This is a genomic window from Clavibacter sp. VKM Ac-2873 (assembly GCF_015351075.1).
GTDB lineage: Bacteria > Actinomycetota > Actinomycetes > Actinomycetales > Microbacteriaceae > Clavibacter.
The window spans coordinates 421,948-448,642 of the sequence record NZ_JADKRS010000002.1 but is presented as its reverse complement, the minus strand read 5'-3'; the positions used below and the strand labels follow the sequence as shown (position 1 = coordinate 448,642).

The following is a 26,695-nucleotide window of genomic DNA, read 5'->3' as shown; positions in this document are numbered from 1 at the left end:
GGGCTTAGATGTCGTCGATGCTGGACGACTCGAAGCGGGTGGAGATGTTGATGCCGAGCTCCTCCGCCGCGCGGAAGACCTCGTCATCCGTGTCGCGCAGGCTGACCGCCTGGCCGTCCGCCGAGAGGACCTCGACGTTCAGGCAGAGGGACTGCATCTCCTTGATCAGGACCTTGAAGGACTCGGGGATACCCGGTTCCTGGATGTTCTCGCCCTTGACGATGGCCTCGTACACCTTCACGCGGCCGAGGATGTCGTCCGACTTGATGGTGAGGAGCTCCTGCAGCGCGTACGCGGCGCCGTAGGCCTCGAGCGCCCAGACCTCCATCTCGCCGAACCGCTGGCCGCCGAACTGGGCCTTACCGCCCAGGGGCTGCTGCGTGATCATCGAGTAGGGACCCGTCGAGCGCGCGTGGATCTTGTCGTCCACCAGGTGGTGCAGCTTCAGGATGTACATGTAGCCGACCGAGACGGGCTCGGGGAACGGCTCGCCGGAGCGGCCGTCGAACAGGCGCGTCTTGCCGCTCGACCCGATGAGGCGGTCGCCGTCGCGGGTGACCGTCGTCGAGTCGAGCAGGCCGGCGATCTCCTCCTCGAGCGCTCCGTCGAACACCGGGGTGGCGACCTTCGTGCCGGCGGGAGCCTGGCGCGCGTGGTCCGGCAGGCGCTCGGCCCACTTCGGCTTGCCCTCGACCTCCCAGCCCTGCTTGGCGATCCACCCGAGGTGGGTCTCCAGGACCTGGCCGAAGTTCATGCGGCCGGGGATGCCGAGCGGGTTGAGGATGACGTCGACCGGGGTCCCGTCGGCGAGGAACGGCATGTCCTCGACCGGCAGGATCTTGGAGATGACGCCCTTGTTGCCGTGACGGCCGGCTAGCTTGTCGCCCTCGGTGATCTTGCGCTTCTGCGCGATGAACACCACGACGCGCTGGTTGACGCCGGAGCCGAGCTCGTCGTCGCCGTCCTGCGAGTCGAAGACCTTGACGCCGATGATCGTGCCCTGCTCGCCGTGGGGCACCTTCAGGGACGTGTCGCGGACCTCGCGGCTCTTCTCGTTGAAGATCGCGCGCAGCAGGCGCTCCTCGGCGCTGAGCTCGGTCTCGCCCTTCGGCGTGACCTTGCCCACGAGGATGTCGCCGGGGCGGACCTCGGCGCCGATGCGGATGATGCCGCGCTCGTCGAGGTCGGCGAGCAGCTCCGGGCTGACGTTGGGGAGGTCGCGGGTGATCTCCTCCTTGCCGAGCTTGGTGTCGCGCGCGTCGACCTCGTACTCCTCGATGTGGATGGAGGAGAGGGTGTCGTCCTTGACCAGGTTCTGGCTCAGGATGATCGCGTCCTCGAAGTTGTGGCCCTCCCACGGCATGAACGCGACGAGCAGGTTCTTGCCGAGCGCGAGCTCGCCGTTCTCCGTGGCGGGGCCGTCGGCGATGACCTCGCCGGCCTCGATGCGGTCGCCGGCCGAGACCAGGACGCGGTGGTTGTAGCTCGTGCCCTGGTTGGAGCGGTCGAACTTGCGCAGGTAGTAGGTCTGCGTGCCGCCCTCGTCGAGCTGGATGGTGACGACCTCGGCCGACACCTCCTGCACGACGCCCGAGGCGTCGGCGGTGAGGACGTCGCCGGCGTCGATCGCCGCGTAGCCCTCCATGCCGGTGCCGACGAGCGGGCTCTCGCTGCGCAGCAGCGGGACGGCCTGACGCTGCATGTTCGCGCCCATGAGGGCCCGGTTCGCGTCGTCGTGCTCGAGGAACGGGATGAGCGAGGTCGCGACCGACACCATCTGGCGCGGGGAGACGTCCATGTAGTGGACGTTCTCCTTCGCGACGAGCTCCACCTCACCGCCCTTGGGGCGGACGAGGACGCGGTCCTCCGCGAAGCGGAAGTCCTTCGTGAGGGGCGCGTTGGCCTGGGCGACGAGGAACTCGTCCTCCTCGCTGGCCGTGAGGTAGTCGATCGTGTCCGTGACCACGCCGTCGACGACGCGACGGTACGGGGTCTCGATGAAGCCGAACGAGTTGATGCGGGCGAACGACGCCAGCGAGCCGATCAGGCCGATGTTCGGGCCCTCAGGGGTCTCGATGGGGCACATGCGGCCGTAGTGCGACGGGTGGACGTCGCGGACCTCGACGCCGGCGCGCTCACGGGACAGACCACCCGGGCCGAGCGCCGAGAGGCGGCGCTTGTGGGTGAGACCCGCGAGCGGGTTGTTCTGGTCCATGAACTGCGACAGCTGGCTCGTGCCGAAGAACTCCTTGATCGCGGCGACGACGGGGCGCACGTTGATCAGGGTCTGCGGCGTGATGGCCTCGATGTCCTGCGTGGTCATGCGCTCGCGGACGACGCGCTCCATGCGGGACAGGCCGGTGCGGACCTGGTTCTGGATGAGCTCGCCGACCGCGCGGATGCGGCGGTTGCCGAAGTGGTCGATGTCGTCCACGTCGAGGCGCAGCTCGACCGGCTTGCCGTCGCGCGTGCCGCTCATCTTCGTCTCGTTCGCGTGCAGCGAGACGAGGTACTTGATGGTCGCGAGGATGTCCTCGACCGTCAGCACCGAGTCGGTGAGCTGCTTGTCGATGCCGAGCTTGCGGTTGATCTTGTAGCGACCCACCTTGGCCAGGTCGTAGCGCTTCGGGTTGAAGTAGAAGTTGTCCAGCAGCGCGCGGGCGGCCTCGGCGGCGACCTGCTCGCCGGGACGGAGCTTGCGGTAGATGTCCTTGAGGGCCTCCTCCTTGGTGAGGATGGAGTCCTTCTCGAGCGTGAGCTCGATGGACGCGACGCCCTTGAACTCCTCGAGGATCTGCTCGCTGGTGAGGCCGAGGGCCTTGAGGAACACGGTGACCGACTGCTTGCGCTTGCGGTCGATGCGCACGCCGACCTGGTCGCGCTTGTCGATCTCGAACTCGAGCCAGGCGCCGCGGGACGGGATGACGCGGGCGGAGTAGATGTCCTTGTCGGAGGTCTTCTCCTGCTGGCGCTCGAAGTACACGCCGGGCGAGCGGACGAGCTGGGACACGACGACACGCTCGGTGCCGTTGATGATGAACGTGCCCTTCTCCGTCATGAGGGGGAAGTCGCCCATGAAGACGGTCTGGGTCTTGATCTCACCCGTGAGGTGGTTCATGAACTCGGCCTCGACGTAGAGCGGGGCGGAGTACGTCTTGCCGCGCTCCTTGCACTCGTCGATGGAGTACTTCTGCTCCTCGAGGTACGGGTTCGTGAACCCGAGCTGCATGGTCTCGCCCAGGTCCTCGATGGGGGAGATCTCCTCGAAGATCTCCTCGAGGCCGGAGTTGAGCGCCAGGTCGGTGCGACCCTGCTTGGTGCCCTCCTCGACGCGCCGCTTCCAGACGTCCGAGCCGACGAGCCAGTCGAAGCTCTCGGTCTGCAGGGCGAGCAGGTCGGGGACGGTGAGGGTGTCAGTGATCTTCGCGAACGAGAGCCGCGATGCGTCGCGACCGTTCTGGGGAGTGGGAGTTGCGTTGCGCGCAGCAGCCAAGGAAATTACCTCCGTGGGCCCCGTCGGGCTCCGATGTCGTCGATACGCCGAGACCGACCCGGGACGTGACCCGTGCCGATCCTGATGGAGTTGCTCGCCACACCTCGCGGGATGGGCTCGGGATGGACCCGAGCGCACACGATGACCGACCGCAATATGAAGGCAAAAGGGAGTGGGAGCGCAAAGGATCACCATACGGGTCACGACGCGCCATGTCCAGCGGAATCTTGCATCCTCGGCGTGTCTCGGTGTATAACGTGCGGCTGCCCTGCCGGACGCCCCCTCCACCCGCGTAGCGTCGGGGCATGAGCGCACCCTGGCACGTGTCCCCCGGCGGCCCCTCGCACGTGCACGTGGCGGGCGACGTGGAGATCCGGAAGGCCTCCGTCGGCCCCATGGACAACGACGCGTACCTCCTCACCGACCTCGACTCCGGCGAGCGCCTGCTCGTCGACGCGGCCGCCGACGTCGACCGGCTGCTGGCGCTCGTGGCGGAGCCGGATCCCGTCGGCCGCCTCGCCGTCGTCGTCACCACCCACGGCCACGCGGACCACCACGGCGCGCTCGCGGCCGTGCTCGACGCGACGGGCGCCTCGTCCGCCGTGGGCGACGCCGACGCGGCCGACCTGCCCGTCGACGCCGAGCGGCGGCTCGCGCACGGCGACGCGATCGCGTTCGGCGGCGTGACGCTCGAGGTGGTCGCCCTCCGCGGGCACACGCCCGGCAGCGTCGCGCTCGTGCTCCAGCCGGGCGACGGCAGCACGCACCTGTTCACGGGCGACTCGCTCTTCCCCGGCGGAGTCGGGAGCACGCAGGGCGACGCGGGCCGGTTCCGGCAGCTGGTCGACGACGCGGAGGAGCGGATCTTCGCGCGCTTCGCCGACGACGCGCACGTGCACCCCGGCCACGGCGACGCGACCACGCTCGGCGCGGAGCGCGGGTCCCTCGCCGCGTGGCGGGCGCGCGGCTGGTGACGGGTCGCCCGGCGCCCGGGTGCCGGCGCAGGGCGGGCGCCTAGGCTGAGGAGATGCCCGAGCACCCCTCGACCGTCCTGTCCCTGAGCGGGCACCGGGCCGTCATCGAGCCCGACCGGTTCGTGCCGGGCGCCTACCAGCTCGTGGTCGACGGGACGCCGCAGTCCCACGTCAACATGGACGACCCGGGCGAGCTGTTCTTCGAGTACGTGCAGCGCATGGGCCACGTCATCGACCTCGTCGGCGACCCGGGCCAGCCCGTCACCGCGCTGCACCTCGGCGCGGGCGCGCTCTCCATCCCGCGGTACGTGGAGGCGACCCGGCCCGGATCCCGCCAGCAGGTCATCGAGCTCGAGCAGGACCTCGTGGAGCTGGTGCGCGAGCACCTCCCGTGGTCGCGCAAGGCCTCCATCCGGCTGCGCTACGGGGACGCGCGCGAGGTCATGGGGCGGCTGCCGCAGGGGCTGCGCGGATCCGTCGACCTCGTCGTGGTGGACGTCTTCAGCGGCGCCCGCACGCCCGCGCACATCACGAGCCGCGACTTCTACGCGGAGGCCGCGGCCTTCCTCGCGCCCGGCGGGATCATGACGGTCAACGTCGCCGACGGCCACGGGCTCCGGTTCGCGCGCGGCCAGGCCGCCACCATCCAGGACGTGCTGCCGCACGTGGCCGCGCTCGCCGAGACGCAGGTGCTCAAGGGCCGGCGGTTCGGCAACGTCGTGTTCGCCGCGTCCGCCAGCCCGCTGCCGCTCGACTTCGTGCCCCGCCTCCTGGCAGGGGGCCCGCATCCCGCCAAGGTGGTCGAGGGCCGCGAGCTCGGCGACTTCATCGCGGGCGCGTCCGTCGTCACCGACGCGACCGCCGTCCCGTCCCCCTCCCCCGCCCGCAGCATCTTCCAGACGCGGCCCTGACCGCATCCGGGCACCGACGCCCGCCGATCCACCGGAGTCCCCATGAACCGCCGCTCCCGCACCCGCCCGGCGCGCGTCGCCGCCATCGGGTTCGCCGCCCTCGTCGCGCTGACGGGCTGCACCACCGACGACGGCGCGCCCGTGGACGTGCGCGCCACCGAGCCGCCCGCGCCCTCCCCCACCGGCCCGGACGACGGCCCGACGGGCGTCGCCCCGTCGGGCACGCCGACCGCGCTCGCGTCCGACCTCGTCTCGCCGTGGTCCGTCGCGGAGCTGCCATCCGGATCCCTCCTCGTCAGCGAGCGCGACACCTCCCGCATCGTCGAGGTGCTGGCCGACGGGACGACGCGCGTCGCCGGCACCATCGCGGGCGTGGGACCGCAGGGCGAGGGCGGGCTGCTCGGGATCGCGGTGCGCGAGGCCGAGGGCGGCACGCAGCTCTACGCCTACTTCACCAGCGCCACCGACAACCGCATCGCGCGCATGGACGTGACGGGCGAGCCGGGAGCGCTCGGGCTCGGGGCGGCCGAGGACATCGTGACGGGGATCCCCCGCGACACGAACCACAACGGGGGCCGCATCGCGTTCGGCCCCGACGGCATGCTCTACGCGACCACCGGCGATGCGAACGTCCGCGACGCCGCGCAGGACCCGATCTCGCTCGCGGGCAAGATCCTCCGCCTCACGCCCGACGGCCAGGGCCCGTCGGACAACCCGACGCCGGGATCCCCCGTCTACTCGATGGGCCACCGGAACCCGCAGGGGATCGCGTGGGACGCCGAGGGGAACCTCTGGGCGGCGGAGTTCGGGCAGGACACCTGGGACGAGCTGAACCTCATCGAGCCCGGCGGGAACTACGGCTGGCCGGTCGTCGAGGGCGCGACGGACGACGCCGCGGACGACGCGTACATCGACCCCGTCCGCCAGTGGGCCACCGACGACGCGAGCCCGAGCGGCATCGCGATCTCCGGCGACACGATCTTCATGGCGGGCCTCGGCGGCCAGCGCCTCTGGGTCATCCGGCCGGGCGCCGTGGTGACCGACCCCATCCCCGACGACCGCGTGACCGAGTTCTACACGCGCGAGTTCGGGCGGATCCGCGACGTGCAGGCCGCGCCCGACGGCTCGCTGCGCATGCTCACCGGCAACACCGACGGCCGCGGGACCCCGCGCGCGGGCGACGACAAGCTGCTCCGGGTCGAGCTCATGCCGATCCAGGCGGGATAATCTCTACCTCGTGACAGGCACCGCGATCATCATCGGCTACGACAGGGACACCCTCCGGGAGAAGGTGGACCTGCGGGCGGCCGGCGACCGCCTGGACGAGCTCGAGGCCCTCCGCAGCCTCTCCGCCATCACCGAGAAGGTCGCGCTGCTGCGCATGCTGGGCCGGCTCGACGAGGCGTGGGACATGGCGAACGCCGCCGTGCGCCAGGCGCGCTTCACGGGCGACCGGGAGACGCTGCTCGCGTGCCGCATCCGCCGCGCGCAGGTGCAGCAGTACCAGGGCAAGCTCGACATCGCGCTGCAGGACCTCGGCGGCTGCGTCGACGAGGCCCGCGCGCACGAGTGGTACGCGCTGGAGGCGTTCGCGCTGCAGCACCGAGGCAAGGTGCACTTCGACCGGGGCGACTACCGCCTCGCGCTCTCCGACTTCGAGGACGCGTACACGCTCCGCACGCGCGAGGGCCTGCCGAGCGACCAGCTGGAGAGCTCGGCGCTCGCGATCGACGTCGCCAAGGAGCGCATCGCCGCCCAGCCCGCGTGATGGGCTCCCTCCGATCCCGGCCCCGGGCGGTCGGCCGTGGCTGACCTCGCCCGGGTGCGGATCTGGGCCGAGGCCCTGATCGCGCTGCACCTCGACCCCTCGTGGACGTTCGCATTCGACCACGCCCGCACGCGCGCGGGCGCCTGCCACTACGGCGACAAGCGCATCACGGTGTCGCGGCACCTCGCGGGGCGGTTCGGGGACGACGAGATCCACCAGGTGCTGCTGCACGAGGTCGCGCACGCGCTCGCCGGATCCCGCGCCGGGCACGGCCCGAAGTGGAAGGCGACGGCCGCCGAGCTCGGCTACGAGGGGTCGCGGCTGCATTCGGGCGCCGTCGCCGAGGAGCTCGCGCCCTGGGTGGGCGCGTGCCCGGCGGGCCACGCGCACTTCCGCTACCGGAAGCCGACCCGGCCGCTCGCGTGCGGCCTGTGCTCCAAGCGGTTCGACCGGGCGCACCTCATCGCGTGGACGAAGCGCGAGGTGCCCTCCGGCGCCGCCGCGACCACCGCTCGACGCGAGGGCGCCGCGTGAGCAGGGCACCGGGATCCGAGCGGCCGACCGGCCAGTGGATCACCGACCCCGACGGACTGCGCTGGTTCCTCGACACGGGCGCCGTGAGCCTCGACCTCGCCTACACGGGGGCGCTCGGGGATCCCGAGCCGCGCGAGACGCTGCCCGACGCCGCGGCCCTCGGCGCGTGGCTGAGCGAGCACCTCGCGCCCGTGTCGGAGCCCGGCGAGCGCGACCTCGCGGACGCCCGCACGCTCCGGCAGACCATCGGCGACATCGCGGCCGCCATCGCGGACGGCGGGGAGCCGTCGTCGCGGGACGTCGACGTGCTCAACCTCTACGCCGCCACGCCCGACCTGCCGCCCGCGCTCGACGGCGGGTCCCGCCAGGCCGGCCGCGCGCTCGCCCGGCCCGCGCAGGCGCTCGCATCGGCGGCGCGCGACGCGGTGGCGGTGTTCGGGGCGGGATCCGAGCGGATCCACCGCTGCTCGGCCGACGACTGCACCGTGCTCTACCTCGACACGACGCGCTCGGGCACCCGGCGCTGGTGCTCGATGCGGCGCTGCGGCAACCGCGCGAAGGTGCGCGCCCACCGCGCCAGGCAGCTGCGGGAGCGGCGGACGGGGATCCCGGCGCGCGTCGCACCCGTCCCCGCCTTCGGGGACGACGACGGCCCGGGAGCCTGAGCCCCCGGGCCGCACGTGCGGATCCGCGTCACTCGCCGACGCGGACCTCCTTCCAGAACGCGACGTAGCCGCTGTAGTCCTGGCCCACGCGGTCGAACGACGACGGGATGGGCGTCGGGTACGACCAGGCCCGGTCCTGCAGCACGGTGTCGCCGTCCTTCACGGAGTAGTACTGCGTGTCGCCCTTCCACGGGCAGTGGTACGGCGTGGCGGTCTCCGCGAGGAGCGACATGTCGACGCTGGCGGGCGGGAAGTACCAGTTGCCCTCGATCTCGATGAGCTCGTCCTTGGGGGCCTCGGCGACGGTGACGCCGTTGATGACTGCCTTCATGTGATGACCTTCCGGTTGCGGGGCGTCGTCACGGTGCGGCGCCTGGTGCCCAGGGGAACACGCGCTCCTGGGTGCCCATTCCGCGCGCGGCGCGACGGGATCGCTCGCGACCTCAGGCGTCGCGGTGGAGGCGGTGCACGACCACGTCGGCGGGGCCCGCGGCGAGCGCCTCGGCCACCCGGTCGTCGTGTCCCGCGGCGTCGAGCCGGCGCGCGGAGACGCTCGCGGTGACCAGGTGCCCGACGGCCGGTCGGAGCTGCTGGTACGCGGCGCACGCGACGGCGGCCTCGGGCGACGTCGCGTCGATGCCGAGCGCGGCCAGCGCGTCGACCACGGCGCCCGCGGCGAGCTGGTCCTCGGCGCACGCGCGCCAGGATCCGTCGGCCTCGACGGCACCCGCGGCGACGACGGCCACGTACGCGCGGCGGCCGAGGGCGGTCTGCAGGGCGAGGATCCAGTCGGCGACGGCCGGGGCGTCCGCGAGGCCCGCGCTCACGACCGCGGGACGGGCCGGCATGGTCGCGAGGACCTCGTCGCGGCGGGCGGCGGTGGGCGGCGGGACGGAGGGCAGCGCGTCGACCCAGACGATGACGTCGGCCCCGGCGGCGATGCGACGGGCGCCCGCCACGCCGCCGTCGAGCCGGACCTGGTAGCGGGCCTGCGTCGACGGGTCGGGGTGCGCGGCGTCAGCGGAGGAGGTCACGATGGAGATGCTACGGGCGTCCACGGGCCGGACCCTCCGCGGATGACGCGCCGCGACGGCTCCGGCGCCCCGCGGCGCATGGCCTGGCGGATCACCTCGAAGTCGTCGCGCGTGATCTCGAGGAGCCCCGGCGCGAGCTTCCGACCCCACTCGATCGAGTCGCGCGTGAAGTCGAGCACGGGGACGAGCGGGCGGATGGGCGCGTCGACCGCGCCGAGGTCCCAGTCCATCCGCCGCCGCCACGGCCGCCACTCGCCCACGCGGCCCTGGTACGGCGCCGCGTCGGCGACCCGGCCGATCGCGGTGAAGGAGCGGAGGAGCTGCCCGTCGGGATACGACTCGCGCGGCGAGTAGTAGACGAAGCCGTCCGCCTCACCCAGCCGCTCGACCGGCTCGCGCGCGCCGCGGTTGACCTGCGCGATGCCGAGGTCCAAGCCGTCGAGCACGCGGTCGCGCGAGACGACGCCCACCCAGTACCTGATCATGTCCGTCCCATCCTGTCCCACGGCGGCCGGACGCCGGGCGCGCCCAGCCGGGCGGAGCACACTGGGGTCATGCGCGTGCTGCTGAAGACCATCCTCGACTGCGATCCCGACGCCGCCTGGCGCGCGCTCCACTCGCCCACCGTGATGCGGGAGGTCGCGGGTCCGCTCGTCGACTTCGTCCCGCTCGAGGACGGCGGCTTCCCGACGAGCTGGGACGGCCGCGAGCACGTCGCCGCGATGCAGACGGGCCCGTTCACCGCGGGACGCCAGAGCATCCGCCTGCGGGACATGAAGCCGCGCGTCGACGGCGTCCGCATCGTGCGCGACGACGGCCACGGGCTCTCCGGGCTCATGGCGATCCCCACGAGCATGCGGCACAGCATGGCCGTCTCGGCGGATCCCGCGGGCCCCGACGCCGACGGCCGCGTGAGGACCCTCTTCCGCGACCAGCTCGAGTTCGAGGCCGGCCTCCTCGGCCCCGCCATGTGGCCGACCTTCTGGGCGTTCTGGCAGTGGCGCGCGTTCCGCCTGCGCCAGCTCGCGCCGACGTGGGCGTACGACCCGCAGCCCGACGCGGCCGACGGCGCCGGCGCCGGCGCCGCGGGTGCGTCCGCCGCCTGACGCCACCCCGTCCGCCCGCCGCCCCGCGTCGCCCGACGCGTACGGTGTCCCCATGCCCTCCGCCGTCACCGCCCTCCACGTCGCCGACTGGCGCCGCCGCACGCACGAGATGTACGCGGAGGTGCGCTGGGTCGCGCAGACGGATCCCGCCGCCGCCCACGCGCTCTGGCGCCGCACGCGCGACGACATGTTCCGCAGCCACCCGGCGACGCCTCTCCTCCCCGAGCACCGCGCGGACTTCGACCGGCTCGACGTCGCGGACTACGACCCGGCGTGGCGGTTCGAGCTGGAGATCCACGACGACCGCGGCGAGGAGCGCCACGAGGTCGAGACGGGCACCGACGGCGTCGTGCCGTTCGAGCTGCTCGGATCCGTGCACCTGCCCGCCGCCGACGGCCGCGAGGCCGGCAGCCTCGACGTCTGGCGCCTCGCGAGCTACGGCGGCGGCCTGCACCTGCCCGTCAAGGACGCGTCGCACCGGCGCGAGGGCGGCACCTACGGGGGCGGACGCTACCTGCTCGACACCGTGAAGGGATCCGACCTCGGGGCGGGCGCGCCCGGCTCGATCGTCGTCGACCTCAACTTCGCCTACAACCCGTCGTGCGCCTACGACCCGGAGTGGGCCTGCCCCCTGGCGCCGGCCGGCGACGTGCTCGGATTCGAGGTCCCCGTGGGCGAGATGGGCTACCTCCCGAACTGACCTGCTACGGTGGCATCACTTGCGAGCACATCATCGTGCTCCCTGCGTCGAGAGAACGCGTTCCCTCCTCGCCCCGATCAGATCGCCGAACCGGCCGACGGGGTCGAGTGACATCTTTCTTTTGGCGAACGGATGCGCCCATCGGCGCCTTCGCCATCCTCCGCTTCCGTGCGCCTCCCGCACATCCCGAGAACGCACACCGGGGCGGACCCCTGCCTGGAAGGCAACTCCCCCGCATGACCACTGACACCTTCGGCGCGCTCGGCGTGCCCGCTCCCCTCGTCTCCGCCCTCACGGCGAACGGCATCACGACGCCGTTCCCCATCCAGGTGGACACGCTCCCCGACACCCTCAACGGCCGCGACGTGCTCGGCCGCGGCAAGACGGGCTCCGGCAAGACGCTCGCGTTCGCCATCCCGATGATCGCGCGCCTCGGCGGCGGCCTCGCCGGCGGCCGTCGTCGCCCGGGCCGCCCGCTCGGCCTCATCCTCGCGCCGACCCGCGAGCTCGCCACGCAGATCACCGCCGCCATGGCGCCGCTGGCCGAGGCCTACAACCTGACGACCACGACGATCTTCGGCGGCGTCTCGCAGCAGCGCCAGGTCGCGGCCCTCAAGGCCGGCGTCGACGTGGTCGTGGCCTGCCCCGGCCGCCTCGAGGACCTCATGAAGCAGGGCTTCGTGAACCTCGACGCCGTGGAGATCACCGTCCTCGACGAGGCCGACCACATGGCCGACCTGGGCTTCCTGCCCGTCGTCACGCGGATCCTCGACAAGACCCCCAACACCGGCCAGCGCATGCTGTTCTCGGCCACGCTCGACAACGGCGTGGACAAGCTCGTGCGCCGCTACCTGCACGACCAGGTGCTGCACTCCGTCGACGAGGCGAACTCGCCCGTCGCCGCCATGACGCACCACGTGTTCGAGACGACCGACGTCGAGTCGAAGCGCCTCCTCGTGCAGAAGCTCGCGTCCGGCTCCGGCCGCCGCATCCTCTTCATGCGCACCAAGCACCACGCCAAGAAGCTCGCGAAGCAGCTCACCGACGCGGGCATCCCGTCGGTGGACCTGCACGGCAACCTCTCGCAGGTGGCCCGCGACCGCAACCTCGCGGCGTTCTCCGCGGGCGACGTCAAGGTCCTCGTGGCCACCGACGTCGCGGCGCGCGGCGTGCACGTCGACGACATCGAGCTCGTGATCCACGTCGACCCGCCGGCCGAGCACAAGGCGTACCTGCACCGCTCGGGCCGCACGGCGCGCGCGGGCTCCGCGGGCGACGTCGTCACGATCATGCTGCCGGCGCAGCGCAAGGACGTGCAGCTCCTGATGCGCAAGGCCGACATCCACGTCACGCCGCAGCACGTCACCGAGTCCTCCCCCGCCGTGGCCGAGCTGACGGGCGCCGTCGCGGCGTACGTGAAGCCCGCGCCGCGCGAGACGAAGTCGGTCCGCGAGACCACCCAGCGCCAGTCGCAGGGCGGCCGCGCGAACGGCGGCGGACGCTCGCAGGGCGCCAACGCCCAGCGCAAGCGCGCCGCCCGCGACGGCGCGCCCGTCGGCGGCGGTCGCCGTGACGGCGCCGCGTCGGGTCGTCGTGACGGCGCCGCCTCCGGCGGACAGCGCGGCGGCGGCACGCCCCGCACGTTCAGCACCTCGTCCGAGGGCTTCGGCGGCGGCTCGTCCGTCGCCCCCGCGCGTCCCCGCCAGGAGCGCCCCGCGGCCTCCGGCGGCGCCGCGGCCGGCGGTCGTGCGCGCACGCACCGCCGCGTCTCCAGCGGACGCTAGAACGCACGGCGCCGAGCGCGCGCCGGCAGAGCGTCGAGGGCCCCCGTCCACGGACGGGGGCCCTCCGTCGTCCCCGGACGGGGCCCTCCGCCGTCTCCGAGAGACACACGACGACGCGTCCGTGCCCCGAGTCTCCACAGCTGAGGCAGCGCCTGGGGACGGTCAGGCGGACGCGCGGCGGCATCCGGTTACGGTGAGCCAATGACCCGCGCCGCCCTCGCCACCCGTGGCCCCTACCGCAAGGGCGTGGAGCGCAGGGAGCTCCTCATCCGCACCGCCATCGAGGTGTTCGCCGAGCAGGGCTACCGCAGCAGCTCGCTGCGCGAGATCGCGTCCCGCGCGGAGATCACGCCCGCCGGCCTGCTGCACCACTTCAGCGGCAAGGAGGAGCTGCTGCTCGCCGTGCTCGAGCGCCGCGAGGAGCGCCTCGCCGCCGCCATCGAGCTGCACCGCCCTCGCAGCGTCGCGGAGCACGCGGCCGTGGTCATCGCCGACGGCGAGCAGAGCGCCTGTCTCACGCGCGTCATCGCCGTCGTCTCGTCGGAGGCGTCGGCCGCCGGCCACCCGCTGCACCAGCTCTTCCGCGAGCGCCGCGCCCGGGAGCTCGAGCGCATCACCTCCGGCGTCATCGTCGACCAGGCGCGCGGGCTCATCGACCCGCAGCTCGACCCGTCCGCCGCGGCCGCCGTCGTGCTCTCCGCCATGGACGGCCTGCACGTGCAGCGCTGCTACGGCGTCGGGGCGGGCGCGAGCCAGGCGTTCGAGGACCTCCGTCGCCACTACCTCGAGCCGCCGGAGTTCGCGGAGCGGGCCCCCGCCGTCTGAACCGGGCCGCCTGGACCCGGGCCGTCCGATCCGGGCCGGCTGGACCGGCGAGCCGGTCGGAACTCCTAGGGCAGCACGCCCACCGAGGCGAGGGCTGCGCGGAGGAGCGCGCCGCGGCCGCCCTCCATGTCGGCCGAGACCGCGTCGGAGGCGGCCTCCTCCGGGGTCATCCAGGTGATCTCGAGCGCGTCCTGGCGCGGATCGCACGTGCCCGTCACGGGCACCACGTAGGCGAGCGACACGGCGTGCTGCCGGTCGTCGGTGTACGGGCTCGCGCCGGGGAACGGGAAGTACTCGGCCACCGAGAACGGCGTCGGGCTCGCGGGGAGCTGCGGGAACGCCATCGGCCCGAGGTCCTTCTCGAGGTGGCGGAAGAGCGCGTCGCGCAGGGTCTCGCCGTACATGACGCGGCCGGAGACGAGCATGCGGGTCATCTGACCGGTGACCGTGGCACGCAGCAGCACGCCGATGTCCTTGACCTGGCCCATGCCGTCGACCCGCACGGGCACGGCCTCCACGTAGAGGAGGGGCAGCCGCTGCCGGATCTGCGCCAGCTCCACGTCCGACAGCCAGCCGGAGTTCGGGTCGGGGATGTTCGGGTCCGGGGTGCGAACGGTCATGGTCCATTGTCACCCACGGCCGGAGCGCGGCGGCCCCCCGGCGCGCGGACCGGCTGCCGGGGGCGGATGCGAGGATGGGCGGGCCGGCCGATCCCCGCGTCCGCGCATCCGCCCGCTGCCGACGAGGACACCCGTGACCGCTCTCCCGCTGGATCGCGACGCCGTCCTCTGGTCGGCCTCGTCCGCCGAGCTCGCCGACCGACCGCTGCTCGTGCTGCTGCACGGCTTCGGATCGCACGAGGGCGACCTGTTCGGACTGTCGCCGTACCTGCCGCTCGGGCCCGTGGTCGCGTCGCTGCGCGCGCCGATCGCGCTGCAGGGCGGGTTCGCGTGGTTCCCGATCGTCCCCGGCACGCGGGGCGACCCGGACCCGGAGGCCGCCGACGCCGCGGCGCATGGCGTGCTCGACTGGCTCGACGCGCTGCCCGTGCGGCCGCGCTCGGTGGGCCTCCTCGGCTTCAGCCAGGGCGGCGCGACGGCCATCCAGCTCCTGCGGCTCGCGCCCGGGCGGTTCTCCTACGCGGTGCAGCTCAGCGGGTTCTCGGTGCGCGGCGACCACGCGGGCGACGCGGCCAACGCGGCCTCCCCGACGCCGGTGTTCTGGGGACGCGGCACGGCCGACCAGGTGATCCCGGACGAGGCCGTCGCCCGCACCGCGGCCTGGATCGGCGACCACACCGCCCTCACGGAGCGCATCTACGAGGACCTGCCGCACTCCGTCTCCGCGCCCGAGCTGCGGGACGTGTCGGCGTTCATCCGGGCGCACGCGGGCTGAGGCCCGCCGGCCCGGCCGGTTGTCGGGGGTCCGGAGGAGGATGGGCAGATGGATCCCGTCCTCGCGCGCTTCTCCCCGGCCACCCGGGAGTGGTTCCAGGGCGCGTTCCCCGGCCCGACCGCGGCGCAGACCGGCGCGTGGGAGGCCGTGCAGAAGGGGTCGCACGCGCTCGTCGTGGCGCCCACCGGATCCGGCAAGACGCTCGCGGCGTTCCTGTGGTCCATCGACCGGCTGGCCTCGCGGCCCGCGCCCGAAGACCCGATGCGCCGCACGCGCGTCCTCTACATCTCGCCGCTGAAGGCCCTCGCGGTCGACGTGGAGCGCAACCTCCGCTCGCCGCTCGTGGGCATCGTGCAGACGGCGAAGCGGCTGGGGGCCGAGCCGCCCGAGGTCACGGTGGGCGTGCGCTCCGGCGACACCCCGGCGGCCGATCGGCGCTCGCTCGCGAAGACGCCGCCGGACATCCTCATCACCACGCCCGAGTCGCTCTTCCTCATGCTCACGTCCGCCGCGCGCGAGACGCTCGCGGGGGTCGAGACGATCATCGTCGACGAGGTGCACGCGGTCGCGGCCACGAAGCGCGGCAGCCACCTCGCGCTCTCGCTCGAGCGGCTCGACGCGCTGCTCGAGAGGCCGGCCCAGCGGATCGGCCTGTCGGCCACCGTCAGGCCGCCCGAGGAGGTGGCGCGGTTCCTCGGCGGGCGCTCGCCCGTGACCATCGTGTCGCCGACGAACACCAAGGAGTTCGACCTGCGCGTCATCGTGCCGGTCGACGACATGACCGAGCTCGGCACCACGGCGCCGCTCGAGGGGTCGGCGGCGCAGGGGGACGCGCCGCAGCAGGGATCCATCTGGCCGCACGTGGAGGAGGGCATCGTCGACCTCGTGCTCCAGCACACGTCGTCCATCGTCTTCACGAACAGCAGGCGGCTCGCGGAGCGGCTCACGGCACGGCTCAACGAGATCTACACGGTACGGATCGAGGAGGGGCGCATCGACGCCGAGGGGCGGGCGGTCGCGAGCGGGTCGGCGACCGCCGGCGCTGTGCCCGTTCTCGCGGGGGCTGTCTCGTCAGTCGACCGGCCCGTCGACGCCACGGCCTTCTCCGCCACGCGCCGCACCGCGTCACGCGCGCCCGCCGAGGTCATGGCGCAGGCCGGGAGCACGGAGGGCGCGGATCCGGTGCTCGCCAAGGCGCACCACGGATCCGTCTCGAAGGAGCAGCGCGCGCTCATCGAGGACGACCTCAAGTCCGGGCGCCTGCGCTGCGTGGTCGCCACCTCCAGCCTCGAGCTCGGCATCGACATGGGCGACGTCGACCTCGTCGTGCAGGTGGAGGCGCCGCCCTCGGTCGCGAGCGGCCTGCAGCGCGTCGGCCGCGCGGGGCACCAGGTGGGCGAGGTCTCCCGCGGCGTCATCTTCCCCAAGCACCGGGCCGACCTCATCCACTCGGCCGTCGCCGCCGAGCGCATGGCGAGCGGGCAGATCGAGTCGCTGCGCGTGCCCGCGAACCCGCTCGACGTGCTCGCGCAGCAGACCGTCGCGGCCGTCGCGCTCGAGCCGCTGGGCGTCGAGGAGTGGTTCGACGTCGTGCGCCGGAGCGCGCCGTTCGCGACCCTGCCGCGCTCCGCGTACGAGGCCACGCTCGACCTCTTGAGCGGCCGGTACCCGTCCGACGAGTTCGCGGAGCTGCGGCCCCGCATCGTGTGGGATCGCGACGAGGGCACCATCGAGGGGCGGCCGGGCGCGCAGCGGCTCGCCGTCACCTCGGGCGGCACCATCCCGGATCGCGGCCTCTTCGGCGTGTTCATGGTGGGCGAGAAGGCGTCACGCGTGGGCGAGCTCGACGAGGAGATGGTCTACGAGTCGCGCGTCGGCGACGTGTTCGCGCTGGGGGCCACGAGCTGGCGGATCCAGGAGATCACGCACGACCGGGTCCTCGTCACGCCGGCGTTCGGCGAGCCCGGGAAGCTGCCGTTCTGGAAGGGCGACGGGCTCGGCCGGCCGCTGGAGCTGGGGCGGGCCATCGGGGCGTTCGTGCGGGAGCTGTCCGGATCCGCGGTGGACGACGCCCGGTCGAGGGCCGGCCGCGTGGGCCTCGACGACCGCGCCGTCAACAACCTGCTCGCGTTCCTCGACGACCAGAAGAAGGCCACCGGCCACGTGCCGAACGACCGCACGCTCGTGGTCGAGCGCTTCCGCGACGAGCTGGGTGACTGGCGCGTGGTGCTGCACTCCCCCTACGGGATGCAGGTGCACGCGCCGTGGGCGCTCGCGGTGGGCGCCCGGGTCACCGAGCTGTACGGCATCGACGGCGCGACCATGGCCAACGACGACGGCATCGTGGTGCGCATCCCCGAGACCGACGGCGAGCCGCCGGGGGCCGACCTGTTCGTGTTCGAGCCGGACGAGCTCGACGCCATCGTCACGCGGGAGGTCGGCGGATCCGCCCTCTTCGCCTCGCGCTTCCGCGAGTGCGCCGCGCGCGCGCTGCTCCTGCCGCGCTACAACCCCGGCCGCCGCTCGCCGCTCTGGCAGCAGCGCCAGCGCGCGTCGCAGCTGCTCGACGTCGCGCGGAAGTTCCCCGCCTTCCCGATCGTGCTCGAGACCGTGCGCGAGGTGCTGCAGGACGTCTACGACCTGCCCGCGCTCACGTCGCTCGCGAAGGACATCGAGGCCCGGCGCATCAGGATCGTCGAGACCACCACGGAGGACGCGTCGCCGTTCGCGCGCAGCCTCCTCTTCAGCTACGTCGGCGCGTTCATGTACGAGGGCGACAGCCCGCTGGCCGAGCGCCGGGCCGCCGCGCTCTCGCTCGACGCCGGGCTCCTCTCGGAGCTGCTGGGCCGGGCGGAGCTGCGCGAGCTGCTGGATCCGGCGGTCATCGCGCGCACCGAGCTGGAGCTGCAGCGGCTCGCGCCCGACCGGCGGGCGAAGGGGCTCGAGGGCGTCGCCGACCTGCTGCGGATCCTCGGCCCGCTCGACGCCGAGGAGGTCGCCGCGCGCCTCGAGCCCGAGGAAGCCGGATCCGCCGCCGACCACCTCGACGCGCTCGTCGCCGGCAAGCGCGCGCTCCGCGTCTCGTTCGGCGGGCAGCCGCGCGTCGCCGCCATCGAGGACGCCAGCCGCCTCCGCGACGCCCTCGGCGTGCCGCTGCCCATCGGCACGCCGCTCGCGTTCGTGGAGCCCGTGGCGGATCCGCTCGGCGACCTCGTCGGCCGCTACGCCCGCACGCACGGGCCGTTCACCATCGCGGACGCGGCCACCGGCATCGGCCTCGGATCCGCCGTCATCGCCGACACCCTCGCCCGGCTCAGCGCCCAGCGGCGCGTGGTCGAGGGCGAGTTCCGGCCGGGGGCGTCCGGCAGCGAGTGGTGCGACGTCGAGGTGCTCCGGCGCCTCCGCAGCCGCTCGCTCGCGGCGCTCCGCAGCGAGGTCGAGCCGGTCGAGCGCGCCGCCTACGCGCGGTTCCTCCCGGCGTGGCAGCACGTGGCGGGAGCCGATCGCGAGCGCGGGCTCCGCGGGGTCGACGGCGTGCTGCAGGTCATCGAGCAGCTCGCGGGCGCGCCCGTGCCCGCCTCCGCGTGGGAGACGCTCGTGCTTCCCGCGCGGGTGCGCGACTACAGCCCCGCGTTCCTCGACGAGCTCACCTCCACGGGCGAGGTCATCTGGTCGGGGGCCGGCACGCTCGCCGGCGCCGACGGCTGGGTGAGCCTGCACCTCGCCGACCAGGTCGCGCTCACGCTGCCCGAGCCCGACGCGCACGACACCGACGAGCTGCAGCGCGAGGTCCTCACCACGCTCGGCACGGGCGGCGGCTACTTCTTCCGGCAGCTGAGCGACGCCGTGGGGTCCACGGACGACAGGGCGCTCGTCACCGCGCTGTGGGACCTCGTCTGGGCGGGCCTCGTCACCAACGACACCCTGTCGCCGCTGCGGGCGCTGCTGGCCGGCGGATCCACGGCGCACAAGACCCCGCAGCGGGCGCCGCGCGAGCGCATGTACCGCGGCGGGCGCATGCCGCGAGCCGACATGCCCACGCGCACGGGCCCGTCGACGGCGGCCGGGCGGTGGTCCATCGTGCCGCTCGCCGAGACCGACGCCACCGTGCGGGCCGCGGGCACGGCCGAGCTGCTGCTGGAGCGGTACGGCGTCGTCACGCGCGGATCCGTCATGACCGAGCGCGTGCCCGGCGGCTTCGCGCTCACCTACAAGGTGCTCGCGGGCTTCGAGGACACCGGGCGCGCGCGACGCGGGTACTTCATCGAGACGCTGGGCGCGGCGCAGTTCTCCACGGGCGGCACGGTCGACCGGCTGCGCGGCTTCACGCGGGATCCGGACGCGGGCGAGCGACCGCTGGTCGCGCTGACGCTCGCGGCCACGGATCCGGCGAACGCCTACGGGGCGGCGCTGCCCTGGCCGCGGCTCGACGGGTCGGGCGGCGGGTCCGAGACCGGGTCCGACGCGGGCGCCGGCGCCGGCAGCAGCCCGGGAGCCGCGGACGCGGGCGGGGACTCCGCGTCCACCGTGGCGGAGTCCGGCAGCGTCGACGCGCGCGGCGAGCGCCCCACCGGCCATCGCGCGGGCCGGAAGGCGGGCGCGCTCGTGGTGCTGGTCGACGGCGAGCTGGTGCTCTACGTGGAGCGCGGCGGCAAGACCGTGCTCCTGTTCGACGACGACGAGGCCGTGATCCGCGCGGCGGCGGAGTCGCTCGGCGGGATCGTGCGACGCGGAGGAGTCGCGAAGCTCGCGATCGAGAAGGTCAACGGCGCGTTCATCCTCGGCACCCCGCTCGGCACGGCGCTCCAGGAGCACGGCTTCTCGGCGACGCCGCGCGGGCTGCGGATGCGGTCGTGAGCGCGCGCGCGGGCATCGACACGCGCCCGGCAGCGAGCGCCGGCGCCGTCCCGGTCACGGGAGCCGCGCGTGCCTGAGGGCGACACCGTCTACCGCACCGCCGCGCACCTGCACGAGGCGATCGGCGGGCAGGTGCTCACGCGCAGCGACTTCCGCGTGCCGAAGCACGCGACGCTGGATCTGGCGGGCCGGGAGGTCGACGAGGTGGTGAGCGTGGGGAAGCACATCCTCCACCGCGTCGGCGACCTCACGATCCACAGCCACCTCAAGATGGAGGGCTCCTGGCACATCTACCAGCACGGCACCGCGTGGCGACGGCCGGCCTTCGAGGCGCGCGTCGTGCTCGAGACGGCGGAGCGCGTCACGGTGGGATTCTCGCTGGGGGTGCTGGAGGTGATCCCGCGCGACCAGGAGCACACGGTCGTCGGGCACCTGGGGCCGGACATCCTCGGGCCGGACTGGGGCGACGCGGCGGCCGAGGAGATCGTGCGGCGCATCTCCGCGCAGCCGGAGCGGGCCATCGGCCTGGCGCTGCTGGACCAGCGGAACGCGGCCGGCATCGGCAACGTCTACCGGGCCGAGCTCTGCTTCCTCCGTGGCGTGCTGCCCACGAGGCCCGTGGCCGAGGTGCCGGACCTGCCCGCGATGATCGCGCTCGCCCGCCGCACCATGCGCGCCAACCGCGACCGCATCGAACGCACCACCACGGGCGACCTGCGCCGCGGCCGCACCGACTGGGTCTACGGCCGGAAGGGCAAGCCGTGCCTGCGGTGCGGCACGCGGATCCAGCAAGGCCAGCTCGGCGACCCCGTGCGCCCCGGCATGGGCGCGCAGGACCGGGTCACCTACTGGTGCCCGCGCTGCCAGACCTGAGCCGCGGCGCGCGAGCCGGTCAGTCCCTGGGCGTCGACGCCGACGGCAGCTCGGGCGCGGGCGCACCGCCCGCCGCGAGCCGCGCCTCCTCCGTGCCGACCACCGAGTGGCGGCGTCCGTAGAGGAAGTAGACCGCGAAGCCGAGCACCAGCCAGACGACGAAGCGCACCCAGGTGAGCGTCGTGAGGTTGAGCATCAGCCACACGCAGAGCACGGCCGAGAGGATCGGCAGCCACGGCATGAACGGCACGCGGAACGACGCGCGGATGTCGGGCCGCTTCTTCCGCAGGACGATCACGCCGATGCTCACGAGCACGAACGCGGACAGCGTGCCGATGTTGATCATCTCCTCGAGCACGCCCACGTCGGTGAAGCCGGCGAGGGCCGCGACGACGACGCCCGCGATGATCTGCACCCGCACCGGCGTGCGGCGCTTCGCGCTCGTGCGGCTGAGGCCGCGCGGCAGCAGGCCGTCGCGGCTCATCGCGAAGACCACGCGCGCGAGGCCGAGCAGCAGCACCATCAGCACGGTGGTGAGGCCGAGCAGCGTGCCGATGGAGATGACCTGCGCCGCCCATCCGGCGCCGACCGCGGTGAACGCGGTCGTGAGCGACGGATCCTCCGCGTCGGCGAGCACCGTGTACGGCACCATGCCGGTGAGCACGAGGGTCACGAGCACGTAGAGCACGGTGACGACGGCGAGGCCCGCGAAGATCCCGCGCGGCAGGGTGCGCTGCGGGTCCTTCACCTCCTCGGCGCTCGTGGCGACCACGTCGAAGCCGATGAACGCGAAGAACACGAGCGAGGCGCCGGCGAGCAGGCCGTAGAGGCCGTACTGCGTGGGCTCCTGTCCGCTCGCCCAGGAGAAGAGGGACTGGGTCCAGACGTCGGCGGACGCGCCCTCGGCCGGGCGCTGCGGCGGGATGAAGGGCGAGTAGTTCTCCGGCCTGACGTAGAAGGCGCCCACGACGATCACGAACAGCACGACCCCGACCTTCAGCACGGTGAACACGCTCGAGACGCGGCTGGAGAGCTTGGTGCCGAGCACGAGCAGCACGGTGAAGATCGCGGTGATGAGCACCGCGCCCCAGCTGATCCCGAGCCCGAAGACGGTGATCGTGGAGGGGATGTCGAGCCCCGCGAGCTGGAGCGCCGACTCCAGGTAGATGCCCCAGTACTTGGCGATTACCGCGGCCGCCGTGAGCATCTCGAGGATGAGGTCCCAGCCGATGATCCACGCGAGCAGCTCGCCCATGGTCGCGTAGGTGAAGGTGTACGCGCTGCCCGCGACGGGCACGGCGGAGGCGAACTCGGCGTAGCACATGATCGCCAGGCCGCACGTGACGGCGGCGAGCACGAACGCGAGCGTGACGGACGGTCCCGCGTAGTTGCCGGCCGCCTTCGCGCCGACGGAGAAGATGCCGGCGCCGACCGCGACGGCGACGCCCATGAGCATGAGGTCCCACGTGCCGAGGGAGCGGGTGAGGCTGCGTTCGCCTCCCGCGGCGTCGGCGAGCGACGACTCGATGCTCTTCGTGCGGAACAGGCTCATGGGGCGTCCGTTCGGTCGGCGGGCTCGGGGAACGGGGATCGAGCCTACCGGCGGGTGGGGGAATGCCCCCGTACGGGGGCGCTGCTGCGTCCTGGTGCGGATGCGCGGGCGCCCGACACGCCCGGCCCGCGGAGAAGCGGGAGAAGCGCCGAGGAGAAGTGATCGGAGCACCTAGGCAGGCATGAGGAGCAGTGCTTCTCTGGAGGAGCGGTCAAGCAGCGTGCCGCGTCCGACTCGAGTCCGGAAGGTCCTGAGTGACCGCAACGCTGCGCACGCGCGCCCTCGCCGCCGCCCCTCCCGCCCTCGCGCCCGGCCTCACGGCAGCGCGGGACGAGAAGCGTCGGCTGACCCACGAGCGGTTCGTCCGCGCCGCGGCCGTGGCCGAGGACGCCGCGGGCGAGGCCGAGCGCCGCCGCCTGCACGACCAGATCGTGCTCGACCACCTCGAGCTCGCCGACCAGCTCGCGCGCCAGCACTCGGGCCGTGCGCACGACTGGAGCGACCTGCGCCAGGTCGGCTACCTCGGCCTCGTGAAGGCCGCGCGCCGCTACGACCCGGGGTTCGGCGCGCCCTTCGTGTCGTTCGCGATCCCCACCATCTCCGGCGAGATCAAGCGCCACCTGCGCGACAACGGGTGGGTGATCCGCCCGCCGCGGCAGGTCCAGGAGCTGCGGCACGCGCTGCTCGCGGCCGTGCCGGCGCTCACGCAGCGCCTCGGCCGCACGCCGACCGACGCCGAGCTCGCCGCGCACACCGGGCACGCGCGCGAGGAGGTCGCCGAGGCGCTCGCGGCGCACTCCAGCCTCCGGCCCGCGTCGCTCGACTTCACGGTGCACGAGGACGAGGGCACCTCCCTCGCGGACACCATCGGCACCGACGACCCCGGCTACGCGCGCGCCGAGCGCACGGTGCTGCTGGACGCGGCGCGCGGCGTGCTCAGCGATCGCGACCGGCGGATCCTGCACCTGCGCTTCGTCGACGAGCGCAGCCAGAGCGAGATCGCGGCCGAGCTCGGGGTGACGCAGATGCAGGTCTCGCGGCTGCTCGCGCGGATCCTCGGGGCGTTGCGCGCCGAGCTGACCCGCGGCGAGGCCGAGACCCTGCCGGAGATGGCGCCGCTGGCCGCCGTGTCGCCGATCCGGCCGCGCGGGGTCGACCGGCGCACGGCCTGAGGGCGGCGCACGCGCCGGCGCCCTCCGGATCCGCTCAGGAGGTCGGCAGCGCGCCCGTCCGCACGACGCGGCGCGCGACCTCGACGAGCTTCACGTTGCCGTCCTGCGAGTAGCGGCGGAGCACCTGGAACGCGCGGTCGGCGTCGAGCGAGAACCGCTCCATGAGGATCCCCTGCGCCTGGCCGATGACGGAGCGCGATGCGAGACCGAGCGCCAGGTCGTCCGCGGCGTCCCACGCGGCGAGCGCGATGCGCGCGTGCACCGCGACCTCCTCGGCCACGGCGCGGTCGGCCGCCGCGAGCGCCCCGGTCGCGCGGTGCAGCGCGACGGCGCCACCCCCGGCGTACGCGTCGCCGCCGTCGGCCAGCGCGACGAGCAGCAGCCCGGGTCCGACGGGCACGCGGCCGTCCACGAGGAGCGCGCCGAGCGCGCCGCCGGACTCCCCCGCCGTCGCGACCTCCGACGCGCGCGGCAGGACCACGGCGGCGCCCGTCGCGGAGGAGGCCTCGAGGAGGGCGGCGAGCAGCAGCTCGACGCCGGCGGCGCGGCTCGGAGCGGCGTGGAACGCGGCGACGACGTGGACGGGCAGGGTCGAGCGGTGCTGCTCCATCCGGCCCCTTCCCTGTGGTCGGGGACGGCGGCGGCTCCTCGGGTCCGGCATGCCGTGGCCGGCCGTGGCCCGCCGCGTCGCGGGGGAGACGCCGAGCCCCGGCTCGACCATTCGAGTATCGCACCATGGGTTTGCGCCCTAAGCATCTGGGAGGAGAACTCACGGGGAGCCGTTCGCGGCCGCGCCCCGCGCGACAGGAGGCGCCGATCCGGCGGCGGCGCAGGCGCGCCTGCCATGCTCGGTGCATGGCCACCCTCATGCGTCCCCGTCGCGGGAAGATCATCGCCGGCGTCTGCGCCGCCCTCGCCGACCGCTTCGGCATCAGCCGCTTCCTCGTCCGCCTGCTGTTCGTGCTCTCGATCGTGCTGCCGGGCCCGCAGGTCCTGCTGTACCTGATCCTCTGGATCGTCTTCCCCAAGCAGCGCTGACCCGGCCCGGCGCCGCGCGCCGCACCGCGTCGCCGACCCGGGATCGTCCCGCGCCGGAAACGCCGCCGCAACACCCGGTTCCCAGACTGGGGAGACCCCTCTCCCGTCCGGATGGAGCCGCATGCCCGCTCGTCGACGCGCCCGTGCCCGGATCCGCATCGGCGGTCGCGCGCTCGCCGCGACGGCGCTCGTGCTCGGCCTCGCGGCGGGCGGCGGGGTCGTCGCGGAGCCCGCCCGCGCATCCGCGGACGGCGCCCCTGGCGCATCGGCCATCTCCTCCCCGGCCGCCCCGGCCGTCGTCGACCTGGGCGTCGCCGACGCGGTCGCCCTCCTCGAGGCCGGATCCACCACCTCCGTCGAGCTCACCCGCGCCTACCTCGCCCGCATCGACGCGTATGACGACGACGCAGGCGACGACGGCCCGGGCCTGCAGGCCGTCATCACCACGAACCCGGACGCGCTCGCGACGGCCGCGACGCTCGACGCGGAGCGCGCGGCCGGCGCGATCCGCGGCCCGCTGCACGGCGTCCCCCTCGTCGTGAAGGACAACCACGCCACCGCCGACATGCCCACCACGGTCGGCAGCGCGGCGCTCCGCGACTACCGCACGACGGCCGACTCCACCGCGGTCGCGCGGCTGCGGGCGGCCGGGGCGATCATCCTCGCGAAGACGAACATGTCCGAGTTCGCGTGGCACGGCACGTACACGCTGGGCTCGGCCCGCGGCCGCACGGCAAACCCGTACGACCGATCGTGGAGCGCGAGCGGATCCAGCGGCGGCACGGCCGCGGCCGTCGCGGCCGCCTACGCGCCGGCGGGGCTGGGCACAGACTCGTGCGGATCCATCCTGGGGCCCGCCACGCACCAGTCGCTCGTGGGCTTCCGGCCGACGATGGGGCTCACGAGCACGGCCGGCATCGTGCCGCTCTCGCCCCGGCAGGACGTCTCGGGCCCGATGACCACCACGGTCGCCGACGCGGCGCTGATCACCGAGGTGCTCGCGGGGCGCGACCCCGCGGATCCGCTCACGGAGATCGCCGACCAGCAGGACACCGATGCGTACGTCTCCGGCCTGTCGACCACCGCCCTCGCCGGGACGCGCATCGGGCGGGTGCGCTGGGACATCCCGGAGGATCCCGAGCGGCCGGGCCTCGCCGAGACGACCGCGCTCATGGACGAGGCGGTCCGCGACCTCGAGGCCCAGGGCGCCGAGGTGGTGGACGTGCCGCTCACGCGGGAGTTCGTGGAGCGGACGCTGCAGAGCGGCGGATGGCGCGACATGCGGCCCGCGATCGACCGCTTCCTCCGCGAGACGCCGGCGACCTGGCCGGCGCGCGTCGCCGCTCGCACGGAGCCCGCCGACGTGCTCTCCTTCGCCGACGTGATGGCCGACCGGCCGAGCGCGCTCACCGACTCCGACATCGCGTACTTCCTCAGCCACGCGGACGTCCCGAACTCCGACTACGACCGGTCGATCGCGGAGCAGGACGCCGGCAAGTCGGCGATGGACGCGTTCTTCGCCGAGCAGGGGATCGACGCGCTCGCGATGCCCACGAGCGCCACCAGCGCGACGCCGACCTGGGCGGGCACGACGTTCTGCGACATCGGCGCGAACACCGGGATCCCGACGATCTCCGTGCCGGCCGGCTTCACCTCGACGGGCGCTCCTGTCGGCCTCGAGCTCGCCGCGCCCCGCAGCCACGACGGCGACCTGCTCGCGATGGCGTACGCGTTCGAGCAGGCGACGAAGCACCGGGTCGCGCCGGGGACGACGCCGGAGCTGGCGGCGGTCGCGGCGGACGAGACGGCGGACGCCGACAGGACGGCGACCCGAGCGGGATCCCCGGCATCCGCCCCGCAGGCCGCGGGCGCCGCGCGCATCGCCGGGGGCGGCGTCAACACCCTCACGCAGAACGCCGTGATCGCCGCGGGCGTCGCGCTCGTCGGCGGGGCGGTCATGGCGGTCGGCGGCCTGCGTCGCCGCCGATCTCCCGGCGGCCGCGCCGGCTGATCC

Annotated in this window: 23 protein-coding genes; 16 read left to right on the top strand and 7 right to left on the bottom strand. The window is 73.8% G+C overall.

The window, feature by feature from the left end; all coding sequences use genetic code 11:
- Nucleotides 1-4: 4 nt before the first annotated feature.
- Entirely contained in the window at nt 5-3,493 is a 3,489-nt protein-coding gene (gene rpoB, locus ITJ44_RS09445; RefSeq protein WP_194634894.1) for a DNA-directed RNA polymerase subunit beta, read from the bottom strand.
- 305 nt (nt 3,494-3,798) lie between these two features.
- On the opposite strand from rpoB, the gene ITJ44_RS09440 reads away from it, so the two are divergent.
- Genes ITJ44_RS09440 through ITJ44_RS09415 form a run of 6 tightly spaced genes read left to right on the top strand, consistent with a single transcriptional unit; the run spans nt 3,799 to nt 8,345 of the window.
- Nucleotides 3,799-4,467 carry an MBL fold metallo-hydrolase gene (locus ITJ44_RS09440; protein WP_194634891.1) on the top strand — a complete coding sequence of 223 codons (669 nt, stop codon included), beginning with the start codon at nt 3,799-3,801 and terminating at the stop codon, nt 4,465-4,467.
- Between the two features lie 53 nt (nt 4,468-4,520).
- A complete protein-coding gene (locus ITJ44_RS09435; RefSeq protein WP_194634889.1) occupies nt 4,521-5,378 on the top strand; it encodes a spermidine synthase in 858 nt (285 codons plus the stop codon).
- Nucleotides 5,379-5,420: 42 nt separating this feature from the next.
- A complete protein-coding gene (locus ITJ44_RS09430) occupies nt 5,421-6,605 on the top strand; it encodes a sorbosone dehydrogenase family protein (protein WP_194634887.1) in 1,185 nt (394 codons plus the stop codon).
- 10 nt (nt 6,606-6,615) lie between these two features.
- A complete protein-coding gene (locus tag ITJ44_RS09425) occupies nt 6,616-7,146 on the top strand; it encodes a hypothetical protein (protein ID WP_012297872.1) in 531 nt (176 codons plus the stop codon).
- Nucleotides 7,147-7,182: 36 nt separating this feature from the next.
- Nucleotides 7,183-7,680: a SprT-like domain-containing protein gene (locus ITJ44_RS09420; RefSeq protein ID WP_194634885.1), complete on the top strand. Its 498-nt coding sequence runs from the start codon at nt 7,183-7,185 to the stop codon at nt 7,678-7,680.
- The gene (locus ITJ44_RS09415) at nt 7,677-8,345 is read left to right on the top strand and encodes a CGNR zinc finger domain-containing protein (protein WP_194634883.1); all 669 of its coding nucleotides are present in this window, start codon (nt 7,677-7,679) and stop codon (nt 8,343-8,345) included. Before ITJ44_RS09420 ends, ITJ44_RS09415 begins: the two co-directional genes overlap by 4 nt.
- A gap of 28 nt (nt 8,346-8,373) precedes the next feature.
- Here the strand turns inward: ITJ44_RS09415 and ITJ44_RS09410 are convergent, their stop codons facing one another.
- The 3 genes from ITJ44_RS09410 to ITJ44_RS09400 form a co-directional block, all read right to left on the bottom strand.
- A complete protein-coding gene (locus ITJ44_RS09410) occupies nt 8,374-8,676 on the bottom strand; it encodes a DUF427 domain-containing protein (RefSeq protein WP_194634881.1) in 303 nt (100 codons plus the stop codon).
- A gap of 112 nt (nt 8,677-8,788) precedes the next feature.
- Nucleotides 8,789-9,379 (bottom strand): 2-phosphosulfolactate phosphatase, encoded by a 591-nt coding sequence (locus ITJ44_RS09405; RefSeq protein WP_194634878.1) that lies wholly within the window; start codon nt 9,377-9,379, stop codon nt 8,789-8,791.
- Nucleotides 9,376-9,864 (bottom strand): EVE domain-containing protein, encoded by a 489-nt coding sequence (locus ITJ44_RS09400; protein ID WP_228494861.1) that lies wholly within the window; start codon nt 9,862-9,864, stop codon nt 9,376-9,378. Before ITJ44_RS09400 ends, ITJ44_RS09405 begins: the two co-directional genes overlap by 4 nt.
- Before the next feature lie 69 nt (nt 9,865-9,933).
- Between ITJ44_RS09400 and ITJ44_RS09395 the strand changes: the two genes are divergently transcribed.
- From ITJ44_RS09395 to ITJ44_RS09380, 4 genes are all read left to right on the top strand, one after another.
- Nucleotides 9,934-10,485: a hypothetical protein gene (locus tag ITJ44_RS09395; protein WP_194634877.1), complete on the top strand. Its 552-nt coding sequence runs from the start codon at nt 9,934-9,936 to the stop codon at nt 10,483-10,485.
- Nucleotides 10,486-10,537: 52 nt separating this feature from the next.
- Nucleotides 10,538-11,185 carry a DUF1684 domain-containing protein gene (locus ITJ44_RS09390; protein ID WP_194634875.1) on the top strand — a complete coding sequence of 216 codons (648 nt, stop codon included), beginning with the start codon at nt 10,538-10,540 and terminating at the stop codon, nt 11,183-11,185.
- A gap of 236 nt (nt 11,186-11,421) precedes the next feature.
- Nucleotides 11,422-12,969 (top strand): DEAD/DEAH box helicase, encoded by a 1,548-nt coding sequence (locus ITJ44_RS09385; RefSeq protein ID WP_194634873.1) that lies wholly within the window; start codon nt 11,422-11,424, stop codon nt 12,967-12,969.
- 201 nt (nt 12,970-13,170) lie between these two features.
- Nucleotides 13,171-13,794 (top strand): TetR/AcrR family transcriptional regulator, encoded by a 624-nt coding sequence (locus ITJ44_RS09380; protein ID WP_194634871.1) that lies wholly within the window; start codon nt 13,171-13,173, stop codon nt 13,792-13,794.
- A gap of 65 nt (nt 13,795-13,859) precedes the next feature.
- On the opposite strand, the gene ITJ44_RS09375 is transcribed toward ITJ44_RS09380, so the two are convergent.
- A complete protein-coding gene (locus ITJ44_RS09375) occupies nt 13,860-14,414 on the bottom strand; it encodes an NUDIX hydrolase family protein (RefSeq protein ID WP_012039335.1) in 555 nt (184 codons plus the stop codon).
- A 133-nt stretch (nt 14,415-14,547) separates the two neighbouring features.
- On the opposite strand from ITJ44_RS09375, the gene ITJ44_RS09370 reads away from it, so the two are divergent.
- From ITJ44_RS09370 to ITJ44_RS09360, 3 genes are all read left to right on the top strand, one after another.
- Nucleotides 14,548-15,189 (top strand): alpha/beta hydrolase-fold protein, encoded by a 642-nt coding sequence (locus tag ITJ44_RS09370; RefSeq protein WP_194634869.1) that lies wholly within the window; start codon nt 14,548-14,550, stop codon nt 15,187-15,189.
- Nucleotides 15,190-15,237: 48 nt separating this feature from the next.
- Nucleotides 15,238-20,046: a DNA glycosylase AlkZ-like family protein gene (locus ITJ44_RS09365; protein WP_194634867.1), complete on the top strand. Its 4,809-nt coding sequence runs from the start codon at nt 15,238-15,240 to the stop codon at nt 20,044-20,046.
- Between the two features lie 69 nt (nt 20,047-20,115).
- Nucleotides 20,116-20,919, top strand: coding sequence for an Fpg/Nei family DNA glycosylase (locus tag ITJ44_RS09360; RefSeq protein WP_194634865.1), 804 nt, complete (start codon nt 20,116-20,118; stop codon nt 20,917-20,919).
- Nucleotides 20,920-20,938: 19 nt separating this feature from the next.
- On the opposite strand, the gene ITJ44_RS09355 is transcribed toward ITJ44_RS09360, so the two are convergent.
- Nucleotides 20,939-22,471 (bottom strand): amino acid permease, encoded by a 1,533-nt coding sequence (locus ITJ44_RS09355; RefSeq protein WP_194634863.1) that lies wholly within the window; start codon nt 22,469-22,471, stop codon nt 20,939-20,941.
- 254 nt (nt 22,472-22,725) lie between these two features.
- On the opposite strand from ITJ44_RS09355, the gene ITJ44_RS09350 reads away from it, so the two are divergent.
- Nucleotides 22,726-23,643, top strand: coding sequence for a sigma-70 family RNA polymerase sigma factor (locus tag ITJ44_RS09350; protein WP_194634861.1), 918 nt, complete (start codon nt 22,726-22,728; stop codon nt 23,641-23,643).
- A gap of 34 nt (nt 23,644-23,677) precedes the next feature.
- Here the strand turns inward: ITJ44_RS09350 and ITJ44_RS09345 are convergent, their stop codons facing one another.
- Nucleotides 23,678-24,253 (bottom strand): ANTAR domain-containing protein, encoded by a 576-nt coding sequence (locus ITJ44_RS09345; RefSeq protein WP_194634859.1) that lies wholly within the window; start codon nt 24,251-24,253, stop codon nt 23,678-23,680.
- A 245-nt stretch (nt 24,254-24,498) separates the two neighbouring features.
- Here ITJ44_RS09345 and ITJ44_RS09340 point away from each other — a divergent pair, with 245 nt between their 5' ends.
- The gene (locus ITJ44_RS09340; protein ID WP_194634857.1) at nt 24,499-24,681 is read left to right on the top strand and encodes a PspC domain-containing protein; all 183 of its coding nucleotides are present in this window, start codon (nt 24,499-24,501) and stop codon (nt 24,679-24,681) included.
- A gap of 121 nt (nt 24,682-24,802) precedes the next feature.
- Nucleotides 24,803-26,692 carry an amidase family protein gene (locus tag ITJ44_RS09335; protein WP_194634855.1) on the top strand — a complete coding sequence of 630 codons (1,890 nt, stop codon included), beginning with the start codon at nt 24,803-24,805 and terminating at the stop codon, nt 26,690-26,692.
- Nucleotides 26,693-26,695: the final 3 nt, after the last annotated feature.